General features: G+C 46.8%; 10 protein-coding genes. 1 reads left to right on the top strand and 9 read right to left on the bottom strand.

Features of this window, described 5'->3' with window-relative positions:
* The first annotated feature begins 272 nt into the window (after positions 1-272).
* Positions 273-1,052 (top strand): TSUP family transporter, encoded by a 780-nt coding sequence (locus NX845_RS22715; protein WP_017080245.1) that lies wholly within the window; start codon positions 273-275, stop codon positions 1,050-1,052.
* Here NX845_RS22715 and NX845_RS22710 read toward each other — a convergent pair.
* The 9 genes from NX845_RS22710 to gltB all read right to left on the bottom strand — a co-directional run bounded on the left by NX845_RS22710 (position 1,003) and on the right by gltB (position 12,918).
* Complete coding sequence (locus NX845_RS22710) at positions 1,003-1,848, bottom strand: LysR family transcriptional regulator (RefSeq protein ID WP_017080246.1); 846 nt, start codon at positions 1,846-1,848, stop codon at positions 1,003-1,005. The two genes, NX845_RS22715 and NX845_RS22710, sit on opposite strands and share 50 nt — an antisense overlap.
* 134 nt (positions 1,849-1,982) lie before the next feature.
* A complete protein-coding gene (locus tag NX845_RS22705; RefSeq protein WP_260257192.1) occupies positions 1,983-2,564 on the bottom strand; it encodes a flavodoxin family protein in 582 nt (193 codons plus the stop codon).
* Positions 2,565-2,809: 245 nt separating this feature from the next.
* Positions 2,810-3,427, bottom strand: a complete 618-nt coding sequence (locus tag NX845_RS22700; RefSeq protein ID WP_004734978.1) for a TRIC cation channel family protein — start codon at positions 3,425-3,427, stop codon at positions 2,810-2,812.
* A 74-nt stretch (positions 3,428-3,501) separates the two neighbouring features.
* A complete protein-coding gene (gene btuF / locus NX845_RS22695) occupies positions 3,502-4,371 on the bottom strand; it encodes a vitamin B12 ABC transporter substrate-binding protein BtuF (protein WP_017080248.1) in 870 nt (289 codons plus the stop codon).
* 1 nt (position 4,372) lies between these two features.
* Positions 4,373-5,326, bottom strand: a complete 954-nt coding sequence (locus tag NX845_RS22690; protein ID WP_260257191.1) for a cobalamin biosynthesis family protein — start codon at positions 5,324-5,326, stop codon at positions 4,373-4,375.
* A 10-nt stretch (positions 5,327-5,336) separates the two neighbouring features.
* Complete coding sequence (gene mtnN / locus NX845_RS22685) at positions 5,337-6,032, bottom strand: 5'-methylthioadenosine/S-adenosylhomocysteine nucleosidase (protein WP_017090520.1); 696 nt, start codon at positions 6,030-6,032, stop codon at positions 5,337-5,339.
* Positions 6,033-6,159: 127 nt separating this feature from the next.
* Positions 6,160-6,588 carry a DUF1499 domain-containing protein gene (locus NX845_RS22680; RefSeq protein WP_017070085.1) on the bottom strand — a complete coding sequence of 143 codons (429 nt, stop codon included), beginning with the start codon at positions 6,586-6,588 and terminating at the stop codon, positions 6,160-6,162.
* A 437-nt stretch (positions 6,589-7,025) separates the two neighbouring features.
* On the bottom strand, positions 7,026-8,438 hold the full coding sequence (locus NX845_RS22675) for an FAD-dependent oxidoreductase (protein ID WP_004734983.1): 1,413 nt from the start codon (positions 8,436-8,438) through the stop codon (positions 7,026-7,028).
* A gap of 16 nt (positions 8,439-8,454) precedes the next feature.
* Complete coding sequence (gltB, locus tag NX845_RS22670) at positions 8,455-12,918, bottom strand: glutamate synthase large subunit (protein WP_029406054.1); 4,464 nt, start codon at positions 12,916-12,918, stop codon at positions 8,455-8,457.
* Between the last annotated feature and the right edge of the window lie 55 nt (positions 12,919-12,973).

Raw genomic sequence — 12,973 nt, 5'->3', positions numbered from 1 at the left:
GAGTGCGCTTAATGTAGTGTTTATTTGGAATGGTCATCATTAGTCCTCAATGTGTAAACACATTTCAGGACGGGACACGGATATAAATGCTCAAAGCCCACTCTTCGGAGTGGGCTTTTTTATGTCTGTCATCTGGTGTCGGTTAAATAGTGAAAATCTGGTGATGGCTAAATGATGAAAAATTGGAATAGGTTACAATCTTGTGTTTCGTTGTTGATTGTTTGCTCACGGTGGTAAGTTGTCGCTTCACGAGAATTTAAGGCGTTGGGTATATGGAAATCACTCTAGAAATATTGGCTATCTTGTTTGTAGTTGCAACGGCGGCAGGCTTTATTGATGCAATGGCTGGCGGCGGTGGATTATTGACTCTACCAGCATTGCTAGCGGCAGGAGTACCACCAACGCAGGCACTGGCCACCAATAAACTTCAAAGTTCTTTTGGCAGCTTCTCCGCCAGTTGGTATTTCGTACGCAACGGTATCGTGAACATAAAAGAGATGCGTCTTGCCATTCTCTGTACCTTTATCGGTTCTGCGATTGGTGCTGAGTTAGTGCAGCATATTGATGCGAGCTTATTGACGAGCATGATCCCCTTACTGCTTATCGCCATCTCTCTCTATTTCCTATTAGCACCCCAAACCAGAGCGTCTGAAGGTAAGCAAAAGATGTCTGAAGCCGTGTTTGCTTTGTGCATTGGTGGCGGTGTTGGTTTCTACGATGGCTTCTTTGGCCCAGGAACGGGTTCTATTTTCACGGTCTGTTTTGTCGCTATCGGCCATTTCTCTTTAGTGGATGCCACGGCACGTACTAAGGTTCTTAATTTCACTTCGAATATCGCAGCTTTAATCTTCTTTATTTTGGCTGGTTTACCCATTTGGGAATTAGGCTTAGTGATGGCGGTTGGTGGCTTTATGGGCGCTCAGCTTGGCGCTAAAGTAGTGGTGACAAAAGGGCAGAAATGGATTCGCCCTCTTGTGATCGTGATGTCGATGTTAATGGCGTCTAAACTGCTTTGGGAACAGCATCAACAATGGATTCTATCAGTATTTTAACTCGTGGAGACTGATAGCTGTTCGGCCTTACACAGATATGAATCGGTCGAATCAATCCCTTCAATTCGGCAAAACTAAACAGGTATTGAGGTTCAATATTGAGTGTTTTCACGATAGATAGCGGGATCAACGCTGGCCCTGTCCCACCCAGTGCTAACTGGGCTGCTGCGGTGTAGGCATCCATCTCCATCAAGGGTTTGATGCCGAACTTTTCAAGCACAGATAACTGATATGAGTTTGCCGGATTGGTCATGTCGTTAGTGATGACCATTGGAGGAAGCTCCGTTAACGGCGACTTACTCACTATGTAAAAAGGCTCATCAAACAGATGGAATGTCATTAACCCATGATGCGGTGGCAGTAAACCAGCACACAATCCTAAGGTCGCCTTGCCAGATTGCACTCGCTCTATGATTCTTGGGGTATGGTTAGTGGTAATGGTGATGTATTTATCTTGCTGGATAAATTGGCCCATCATCTCACCTAGATAACCCGCGATCAGCGACTTAGAGCTATCTAAGGTGATGAGAGTGGTATCTTCCAACTCTTGCTGCTCATAAATAAGACCACGAAGCTCATTGAATGCAGGGCCGATACTCTCGATTAATGCAATCGCATCTGGCGTCAGTTTGATCTGTCGACCACTCGGTTCTATGAGTTTCTTGCCTAACTTCTTCTCTAAATTAGCAATCCGTTTGCTGACCGCTGATTGGCTGATATAAAGCAAACTGCCGGTGCGGCTCATGGTTTTTGCTTTACTTAAAACCAATAGAGTTTCGATTCCTTCGAGTAGCATTGGGTTATATTCATGAAAGTTGGGAATGATTAAACCAAGTTACCTCAAACGCCATTCATTCTCTAGTCTGAGCACATAGATATCAGACAAGCTAGGGGTTTTGACGTTAGCTCGTTAATTAGGAAATTAGCTCGTTAGGTTTTCTTAACTAGACTCGCGATGCGTTGGCCAAAATAGAAAGCGGTTTTAAGATCATTACTATTGATGTGATTATTGGTGCTCTCTGCCGTCTGATCATCACTGGCGACCAAACCAATACTTGAACCTGTGCGATTCAAACCTAAATCATCAATATGCTTTGAGATATCAAGCCCTGCCCAAATCATGCCATGCTGACAAGCCAGAGTGAAAAAGCTCAGTAGGGTTTGCTGTTGTTCACCGTTAAGGCTACCACCAGTGGTAAAGCCTGCTGCGAGTTTATTTCGCCACGCTTTCTTACAGTAGCTATCACTGCTCGCATCCATGAAGCTCTTAAATTGAGCGGCTGGTGAGCCCATATAGGTTGGCGCACCAAAGATAATCGCATCACAATTGTCTAATGCGCTGAGCTTATCGTCATTGTCATATCTTCCTTCGACTATTTCAGAAGATAGCACTTCGACAAGGAGTACTGAGTTAGGTTGTTGAGTGTTAATGCCTTCAGCAATTGTTTCAGCAACTTGCTTAGTTGCTCCATTTTTAGAGAAGAAAACAATGCCCACTTTACCAATACTCATCTTGAACTCCCTTTTTCCAGTGTTAGTAAATAAAATTATTTATAAAGCTATTTGTTTATTAATATAGCCTGTGAACTATATAAGTAAACAAAAAAACATTACTAACCTAATGGTGAATGAGTTAATGAGCTAACTAGAGTGTTAGGAAAGGAGGGGATCTTTGAATAATGGAAATAGAGGGGATAAGTACTTTGAAAGCGAATTAAAAAAGGCTCCTTTGCGGAGCCTCTTAGTCATCGTTCTATCTATTTGATAGCGAAGGTTGGCAATGACAAGTGCCAGCGAATAGCGCCAAGCCTAATCAATAGTGTTGTGAACACACCGGCTAAAAATGCGGTTTCTGAATCGTGCCCCATGAGAATCGCCATGGTATGGAAAGCACCACCAATGATACAAGCTGTGGCGTAGACTTCACTTCTTAAGATCATCGGCACTTCACGGGCAAGCACGTCACGGATAATACCGCCACCACAGCCTGTGATAACACCCATGATAATAGCCACTAATGCCGAGTCTTGATAATTCAGCGCTTTCTCAACACCAATGCCAACAAATACGGCTAAGCCTATCGCATCACATACCGGCAATATCCACCAAGCCAGACGTTTAGGACGTCTTACAATAATCATGGTCAGCAAACAGGTAGTGATAATGACCCAAAGGTAGGTGGTATCGGTGATCCAAAACACGGGAGTCGCACCCAATGCCATGTCACGGATAGTGCCGCCGCCAATCGCGGTCACGCTGCCTAGAACGGCTACGCCAAAGGGGTCCATCTTAAGACGGCCAGCGACAAATACGCCTGAGACAGCAAAAATGGCAGTGCCAAATAAATCGATAATATAAAGCAGCATGGAGTCCATGATACTGGTGCTCTTATAGTTAAAATTGTAGGGACAGGTCGGTGGCGAATTGTACGAAAAAATGCAGCAAATAGTTAGTGATTTTGCCTAGCTCTATCGAAGAAATCGCATACTTGTTGGATCGCTTTCAAAGTTCTCGTTGTCGGGCGATTAATCCAGTCAGAATTGAGTGACCAAATCTGATTTTGAGCGACTGCTGGGATCTCGTCCTCCCAAGTTTGCCACATGGTTCCATTCTCAATTGCATGCTGAGAAGTGAAGATCACTTGCGGTTTCCTTAATACAACTTGTTCAATACCAACTTGAGGATAAGGGGAAGCACTGTCTTCGAAAATATTCTGGCCGCCACAAAACTCAAACACCTCACTTGGCCAGTGCCCTTGAGCGACGGTGATGATCGGCTTCTCACTTAGCTGATAAAAGTAGTTTACGGGCTCAGCATCTTTATATTTTAGTCTCAATGCGTTGAGTTGTTCTTTGTATTGCTTGGCATTGTTTTTCCCAATACTCGGATCACTGGAGTATTGGCTGAGTTGTTCAATATTGGTCGCAATGCTGTCTAGGCTTTTGGTTTTCGAGTAGTAAATATTAAACCCAAATTGCTCTAGTTTCGCGAGCTCTCTGGGCGGGTTTCCCGCTGGCCACGCAAGAATTAAATCAGGTTGCAGTGCGATGATCTTCTCAACCTTGATTCCTTGATAGTTTGCCACTTTTTCAAGCTGGTCTGCTTGTGGTGGGTAATCACTCCTCTCACTTACCGCAACAAGGTTATCACCTAAACCAGCACTGTACGCGAGTTCAGTGGCGTGAGGAGCAAGGCTTACTACGCGTTGAGCTGGCTGTACTTTTTCTGGAGTCAACGATGTTTCTTCCGCAAATGATAAAGGCAGCCATAAGCTGGAAGACAAAAGAGTAAGGCTTGTAACAAGTGCTGAAGGTTTCACTCTAAATCCCTTGGTGAACAAATAGTAATATTAGGCTTTGTAAAAATATCCAGATAGCAATACGACCAAACAGCAGCTTCTGAACCTGAGATAGATGCAGAGCTGATGGGGCGATTCTTCCACCCAATTTTGCGCGAATGGCTTTGGTGTTGTTGTAAATAGCAGGGCCACCCAATGATAATTCCAGCTTGTTGCCAACGGCCGTGATCAACCAAGCAGGCCCAGGCAGTGGCCAAGAACGGCTTTGGGCAAGCATCATCTTGAATGTGTGCATTGCTTTATCACCACATACGATCATCAAAGCGAACAAACGCATCGGTATGAATTCTAGGATAGCGACTATCTTGATAGCCGTTGAGCCGAACGGAGAAAATTGCTTGCGACTTGGCGACCAAGCTCGAGCTAACTCGACTACAAGGCGATACATTAAAGCCGCAATTCCACCACCAATGGCGTACCAGAATAAAACACATACCACATTGCGAGCGTAACCCATGATGATGGTTTCAGCAGCGGCTTTGCCCAGCCCAAGTGATGACAGTGATTCGGTTTGACGATTTACAACCGGAGCCAGTAACTGACGAGCCGTGGCTTTATCTTCTCGGCCAAGAGCTTTGATCAGCTGATTTGCTAGCTTTTCATTATTGCGCCAATCAATCGCCAGCAATAACAGCGCTAATTCAAACAGTTGAGATTGCCAAACCAATGGTTGCAGTGCCAATAGAATTATCAGAGTCGGCAGTACCATTACGCCCCAGGCTAATGTGCCCGAGATTAAGCTTTGGGAATAGTTTTGGTTGTTATTAACCTTGCTTGCTAAAAGCTCAGCAAACTTATGCCATAAGGTCGTAGGGTGTGCGGCATGGGGGATAGGTAAAATCAAATGAAAAAGCAGTGCTCCCCACATTACAAGGAGCACGCCATTTGCAAATACCTGATCAAACAGTGTTTGCATGTCTAGTCGCTTACTTTAGTAGGGCAACCATCTTGATAACCATTTCTGAAGAGCTTTGAGCTGCTAGTGGCAGGAACTCTTCGAAGCTCATTGGTGATTCTTTGTCTGCAACGTCAGAGATTGCACGAACAACCACGAATGGTACTTGGAATTGGTGACAAGCTTGAGCGATAGCCGATGCTTCCATCTCTACAGCAACCACTGATGGGAAGTGCTTGCGGATGAACTCTTGGCGTTCTGCTGTGCAAACAAATGCGTCGCCAGTACAGATAAGACCGCGAACAGCGTGCTTATCTTCCATTTGCGCTAGTGCTTGTTCAGCAACAGCCATCAATTTGTCGTCCGCTTTGAACGCTGCAGGTTGACCTGCCATTTGGCCGATTTCGTAACCAAAAGCTGTAACATCTGCATCGTGGTGACGAACTTCAGTTGAGATAACCACATCGCCAAGGTTCAGTGTTGAATCAAAACCGCCAGCAGAGCCCGTGTTCAGTACTACGTCTGGTTGGTATTCGCTTAGTAGGATTGAAGTACCCACTGCAGCGGCTACTTTACCAATGCCTGATTGAAGCAAAACAACGTCAACACCATTTATCTGACCAGAGAAAAAGGTACAACCGCCTTTATTAACTTCAGTAATGTCTGAAATTGCTGCCTTTAGGATCGCAACTTCTTGCTCCATTGCGCCAATGATGCCGATTTTCATGTGTAGTCTCTTAATAAATAATATTTAAACAGTAGAGCGAAATTGTAGCATGGATAAGAAGTGTCGAGCGACTGCCCAGAGGCACTTCTCATCCGAATAGCAGCGATTTATCTGCGTATTCTTTTATCTATTTGATCAGGCCTTCGCTTTTTAAGCTAGCGCGAAGTTGTTCAGCACGCTTTCGGTTTACGCCAAAATCAGAGTGACCAGTACGAGACTCTGAACGCACGATCAGTTTGCCATCAGTGATCTTAAGTTCTAAGTCATCGACAAAGCGCATGATGCGAGAAGTACATTCAACACGCAGGTAATCTTCTGTTTTACTCGCGGTTTTCGATCCCGGTAAGGTTAGCGCAACCTGCTCAATCGCATCTAAGTTTGCTGAATCTGATAACTCAAACGCGGCCAATGCATGCTGTTCACGGTCATCTTGAGTTGATACGCAGTTTGGTTTGTCTCCACAAGGTGATGAAGTTCTGTCTTTCATGTCCGTGATTCCTTGGCTACAAGCGGTTAAGGTCAAAAGAGATAGAGAAAGGAGAGCGGCTTTTTTCATAGTGTTTCCTATGGCGTTGTTTTAATTGTAATTATAGGTATTGGCTTGTTTGCGATTGTTTTACGTATTTTCGATATGCTTGTGATAAACGCATTTAATTCAAAAAAGGATCCATCATTGGATCCTTTTTTTATAGTAACGGCCTGAGTAATAAAGGAAACCTTATACTAGGGCGTGTTGACCTTTCGTGGTTAAATTTTGTTCGAGATAAAAGCGTTTTAATCGCGGCGAGGGGGAAGTAGCCTAGTCAATCTAAGCAAATCTCCCTCAACAAAGAGTAAAACGCTTTTAGCCGAACCCTTCGGGCAGCGTTTGCTGGTCATTTCTACTACGTTATCGGCTTCTCATGTAGGCTAGCTACACATCGACGCCTCTGCCTTGTATAAATGCCCAGCAACTCGCTGCAAAAATCAGCTCGAAAGATCAACACGCCCTGGTCACACTTCTAGGTAATCCAATATCCCTTCCGCGGCTTTACGGCCTTCATCGATAGCGGTCACCACTAAGTCAGATCCTCGAACCGCATCACCACCTGCAAAGATCTTACTGTTGGTGGTTTGGTATTGAAATTCTTGTTTACCGGGAGCCTTGATGCGACCCCATTGGTCGAGCTCTACACCGAATGGTTCTAGCCACTCCATTGCATGAGGTTGGAAACCAAATGCCATGATAACGGCGTCTGCTTCAAGAACATGCTCACTGCCTTCTACGGGTTCTGGGCGACGACGACCTGCGTCATCGGGTTCACCTAGCGCCGTTTTCACCACTTTGACGCCAGTAACATGACCAGATGAATCGGTTTCCAATGCTAATGGCTGAAGGTTGAACATGAACTTCACGCCTTCTTCTTTTGCATTCTTCACCTCACGGCGAGAGCCAGGCATGTTGGCTTCATCTCGGCGATAAGCACAAACAACGTTAGCTGCATGCTGACGAATAGACGTTCGCACACAGTCCATCGCGGTATCACCGCCACCAAGCACAACCACTTTTTTGCCCTTCATGTCGATAAACGGCGTTGGGTTATCCAGTTCCATGACCTTGTAGGTATTGGAAACAAGGAAGGGTAGGGCATCATAAACGCCCGGTGCTTCTTCGTTGTCTAACCCAGCGCGCATGTTTTTATAAGTACCGACCCCTAAGAAAACGGCATCATAATCATCAACAAGTTGTTGAAGCTGAACGTCTTTACCGACTTCGGTATTCATCTTAAACTCGACACCCATACCACTAAAGATACGGCGGCGGTTTTCCATGATGCCTTTCTCGAGTTTGAACGATGGGATACCAAACGTGAGCAGGCCACCGATCTCCGGGTAGCGGTCAAATACCACGGCCTTCACACCGTTTCGAACTAAGATATCAGCTGCAGCAAGACCAGCGGGACCTGCGCCAATGATCGCGACCTTTTTGTCGGTCCATTCAACGTGAGACATGTCTGGTTTCCAGCCCATCTCAAACGCTTTGTCATTGATGTATTTTTCAATGTTGCCGATGGTTACTGCGCCGAAATCGTCGTTGAGCGTACAAGAGCCTTCACATAGACGATCTTGAGGACAAACTCGTCCGCAAACCTCAGGCAAGCTGTTGGTTTGATGGGACAGTTCAGCCGCTTCGATAATGCGCCCCTCATTGGCAAGTTTGAGCCATTGAGGGATGTAGTTATGGACTGGGCACTTCCATTCACAGTAGGGGTTACCACAGTCTAAACAGCGGTCGGCTTGTGCCTTAGCTTGTTGCTTCGTGAAAGGTTCGTAGATCTCTACAAACTCAATCTTACGTATCTTGATTGGTTTCTTCGCTGGGTCTACGCGATTCACATCAATAAATTGGTATACATTCTGGCTCATGATTGGCTCCTTCCAATTATTGCGCTTGAACACGAAGTTCAGCAGAGCTGCGGCTTTGGTGACCGAGCAAGGTGTTGAGATCCGCCGTCTTCGGCTTCACTAGGTAGAACTTTGGAATCCATTCATCAAAGTTCGCCAGAATAGCTTCAGCGTGTACTGAGCCAGTCTCTTCTAAGTGCTCCGCAATCAAGCCGCGCAGGTGTTCTTGGTGGATAAATAGGTCCGACAAAGAAAGTGCTTCGACCGACTCGTTGTTTACACGGCCTTGGAAGTCTTCATTCTTATCCATCACATAAGCAAACCCACCTGTCATACCGGCGCCGAAGTTCACTCCGGTTGCGCCAAGAATGGCAACAATACCACCGGTCATGTATTCACAGGCATTGTCACCTGCACCTTCAATTACGGCAACGGTGCCTGAGTTACGCACGCCAAATCGTTCGCCTGCAGTACCTGCTGCAAATAGCTTGCCTCCGGTCGCACCATACAAACAAGTGTTACCGATGATGGTCGCTTCGTTACAAACAAATGCAGTGCCTTGGTGAGGTTTGATAACCACCTTACCGCCCGCCATGCCTTTGCCGACATAGTCATTGGCATCACCCGTCAGATACAGCTCAACGCCGCCAGCGTTCCAAACCGCAAAGGATTGGCCTGCTGTGCCATCGAGGTACAACTTAATTGGTGAGCCTGCCATGCCTTGGTTACCGTAGCGTTTCGCTATTTCACCAGAGATACGAGCGCCAATCGAGCGATCGGTGTTGATTACGTTGTAGTAAAGGCTGGTGGATTGACGTTTCTCAATCGCATCAATGGCATCATCAAGGATCTGTTGGTTGAGTTGCGCTTTATCAAATGGTGCGTTTGGCTCGGTCCAAAACAGTGGGTGACCTTCTGGAGATACCGGAGCTTCGAGTATTGAAGAGAGATCAAGCTTGCTCTGTTTCGCCGTGAGGCCTTGAACGGCTTCAAGGAGATCCGTGCGACCAATCAGGTCTGTGAGCTTTTCGACGCCAAGTTCTGCAAGGTACTGGCGAACTTCGTCGGCTAGGCCGGTAAAGTAGTTCACTACCATGTCTGGCAGGCCTTTGAAGTATTCACGGCGTAGTGTTTCATCTTGAGTCGCAACGCCCGTTGCACAGTTGTTGAGGTGACAAATTCGTAAGAACTTACACCCCATCGCGACCATTGGCGCAGTACCAAAACCAAAGCTTTCAGCACCGAGAATCGCGCCCTTGATAACATCGAGTCCGGTTTTTAAACCCCCATCGACTTGCAAGCGGATCTTATGGCGTAGGCCGTTGGCCACCAGTGCTTGTTGAGTTTCCGCTAAGCCAAGCTCCCAAGGGCAACCTGCGTATTTTACCGAGGTCAATGGACTTGCCGCGGTACCACCGTCGTAGCCAGAAATCGTAATCAGGTCGGCATAGGCTTTCGCCACACCAGTAGCAATGGTGCCCACACCCGGTTCCGATACTAACTTCACTGAAACCAAGGCTTTAGGGTTCACTTGCTTAAGGTCGAAAATAAGCTGCGCCAGATCCTCGATAGAATAAATATCGTGGTGCGGAGGAGGGGAGATCAGTGTCACGCCTTGAACTGAGTATCTCAGTTTGGCAATTTCTGCGGTGACTTTATGGCCCGGTAGTTGACCGCCTTCGCCTGGCTTCGCACCTTGTGCAACTTTGATTTGCAGAACATCCGCATTGGTTAAGTAATGTGGCGTCACACCAAAGCGACCGGAAGCTATCTGCTTGATGCGAGAATTACGATCAGTACCAAAGCGTCGTGGATCTTCACCACCTTCACCAGAGTTGGAGTAGCCTCCTAATCGGTTCATCGCCATGGCCAGTGCTTCATGAGCTTCAGGGCTTAAGGCACCAATCGACATCGCTGCAGAGTCGAAGCGTTTAAAGAGATCACTGCTCGGCTCGACTTTTTCTAATGCTAGAGGTTGAGCTGCTTTTTTAAGGCTCATTAAGTCACGCAACATGGCAGCAGGACGAGCATTAACTTGCTTCGCAAAAGATTGATAATCTGATGTTTCGCCTGTCTTTACGGCGGTTTGTAAGGTACTGACTACGTCTGGGTTGTAGGCGTGGTATTCGCCGCCATGTACGTATTTGAGCAAGCCACCATGTTCCAGTGGTTTACGTTTAGTCCATGCTTTACGAGATAGGTTATAGATATCTTGCTGGAAGTCGCTAAAGCTAGCGCCTTGGATACGAGTCGTTACGCCTCGGAAACACAAGTCAACGACATCGGTATGTAAACCGACCGCCTCAAATAACTGCGAGCAGCGATAAGAAGCAATCGTCGAGATACCCATCTTCGACATGATCTTATACAGACCTTTGTTGATGCCGTTTTGGTAATTTTGTAATGCAGTGCGGTAGTCTTTATTTAATGAACCATCGTCCAACATTTTGCCCAATGCTTCATAAGCGAGATAGGGATAAACTGCGGTTGCACCGAAGCCAAGCAGAACTGCAAATTGGTGCGGATCACGTGCGGTTGCTGTCTCAACCACGATGTTAGCATCACAACGTAGGTTGTTGTCAGCAAGTCGGGTTTGCACCGCACCGACAGCCATCGCTGCTGGAACCGGGAGCTTGCCTTTCTCTAAGTGCTTGTCTGAAAGTACAATCAAAACAGCACCATCACGGACCTCCTGCACCGCACGATCACACAAGTCATTAATGGCTTGTTCGAGATCTTTATCAGCAGGATCATAGTGCATGCTAAGAATCGCGTGGCCATAGTGTTTTTGATTTAACTGCAGAAGTTGCTGCATGTCAGAGTAGACCAGAACTGGCGAATTAAATGTCACACGGTAGGCGTGACCGTCTGTTTCGCAGAACACGTTCATCTCTTGGCCGATACTGGTGGCTAAAGACATAACATGCTTTTCACGCAGTGGATCAATCGGTGGGTTGGTGACCTGTGCAAACATTTGACGGAAATAGTCAGTGACGAGACGTTCTTTCGAAGAGAGAACAGCCATCGGCGTATCATCGCCCATCGAGCCTACGGCCTCTTGTCCCATATCACCAAGCACACGCAGTACTTGGTCCGACTCTTCGTTGCTCATCGCAAACTGTTTTTGGTAGGTCTTGAGCGTGTCATCGTCAAAGCTGCGCTTACCGACTTGCTCATCGGGCAGATCGGAAAACGGTGTGAGTTTGTGAACGTTCTTTTCCATCCACTCTTTATAGGGATGGCGACCTTTAAGGTCATTATCGATCTCGTTAGATTGCCACAGTTTACCGCGGCGCGTATCTATGACGAGTAGTTCACCCGGGCCGACACGCCCTTTCTCTGCCACTTCGTCTGGCGCGTAATTCCAGATGCCCACTTCAGAGGCCAGCGTGATCAGATTGTCTTTGGTAATCACATAACGCGCAGGGCGTAAGCCGTTTCTATCTAGGTTACACGCAGCGTAACGACCGTCAGAAAGGACGATACCTGCAGGGCCATCCCACGGTTCCATGTGCTTGGAGTTGAAGTCGTAGAATGCACGCAGATCGGGATCCATGTCTGGGTGGTTTTGCCAAGCGGGCGGCACGAGCATACGCATCGCTCGGAATACATCCATACCACCGGCAAGGAACAGGTCGAGCATGTTATCTAGGCTTGATGAATCTGAGCCTGTCTCATTCACAAAGGGTGCGGCCGTTTGTAAATCGGGCAGCAGTGGTGAAGAGAATTTATAGGCACGAGCTTTAGCCCACTGACGGTTACCTTCGATGGTATTGATCTCACCATTGTGCGCCAAATAGCGGAATGGCTGAGCCAGTGGCCAACGCGGCTGAGTATTGGTTGAGAAGCGCTGGTGGAACAGGCATATCGCCGATTCCATACGTAAGTCAGCAAGATCGAGGTAAAATCGTGGAAGATCGGCCGGCATACACAAGCCTTTGTAAACCATGACTTGTGTCGAAAGGCTACAAATATAGAAATCTTTGTCTTCTGTTATCTGCTTTTCAATTCGACGACGAGCGATGTAAAGGCGTCGTTCAATATCGCGTTCACGCCACCCTGCAGGTGCTGAGATAAACACTTGCTGAATATTAGGAACGGAATCTTTTGCGATTGGACCTAATACGTCGGTGTTGGTCGGCACGACACGCCAACCTGCAACGGTTAACGTTTCTTGAGCGAGCTCTTTATTGACGATGTCTTGCGCGGATTGCGCTTTGATTGGGTCTTGGCTGAAGAAAATCATGCCGACAGCGTATTGCTTGCCGAGCTTGAAGTTATTCTCTTCTGCAATAATTCTGAGATAAGAGTCTGGCTTCTGTAGCAATAAGCCACAGCCATCTCCTGTTTTACCATCCGCAGCAATACCACCACGGTGTGTCATGCGATCGAGGGCTGAAATAGCAGTTCGTACCAACTTATGACTCGGTTGGCCTTCCATTTGCGCTATTAAACCAAATCCACAGTTGTCTTTTTCAAGACTAGGATCATATAGAGCCATTGCAATTCTCCCTTTTGCTTCTCTGTCATCCAGACAGTAAATGACTAACTATTCA

The organism is Vibrio sp. NC2 (assembly GCF_025195005.1).
Lineage (GTDB): Bacteria > Pseudomonadota > Gammaproteobacteria > Enterobacterales > Vibrionaceae > Vibrio > Vibrio splendidus.
Note: the sequence above shows the minus strand (reverse complement) of the source record. Positions and strands in the feature narration are given on the sequence as shown.

What these genes read in the sequence shown, in the direction of transcription:
- NX845_RS22715 (WP_017080245.1), top strand. Translation starts at nt 273, where the DNA reads ATGGAAATCACTCTAGAAATATTGGCTATCTTGTTTGTAGTTGCAACG.
- NX845_RS22710 (WP_017080246.1), bottom strand. Translation starts at nt 1,848, where the DNA reads ATGCTACTCGAAGGAATCGAAACTCTATTGGTTTTAAGTAAAGCAAAA.
- NX845_RS22705 (WP_260257192.1), bottom strand. Translation starts at nt 2,564, where the DNA reads ATGAGTATTGGTAAAGTGGGCATTGTTTTCTTCTCTAAAAATGGAGCA.
- NX845_RS22700 (WP_004734978.1), bottom strand. Translation starts at nt 3,427, where the DNA reads ATGGACTCCATGCTGCTTTATATTATCGATTTATTTGGCACTGCCATT.
- NX845_RS22690 (WP_260257191.1), bottom strand. Translation starts at nt 5,326, where the DNA reads ATGCAAACACTGTTTGATCAGGTATTTGCAAATGGCGTGCTCCTTGTA.
- mtnN (WP_017090520.1), bottom strand. Translation starts at nt 6,032, where the DNA reads ATGAAAATCGGCATCATTGGCGCAATGGAGCAAGAAGTTGCGATCCTA.
- NX845_RS22680 (WP_017070085.1), bottom strand. Translation starts at nt 6,588, where the DNA reads ATGAAAAAAGCCGCTCTCCTTTCTCTATCTCTTTTGACCTTAACCGCT.
- NX845_RS22675 (WP_004734983.1), bottom strand. Translation starts at nt 8,438, where the DNA reads ATGAGCCAGAATGTATACCAATTTATTGATGTGAATCGCGTAGACCCA.
- gltB (WP_029406054.1), bottom strand. Translation starts at nt 12,918, where the DNA reads ATGGCTCTATATGATCCTAGTCTTGAAAAAGACAACTGTGGATTTGGT.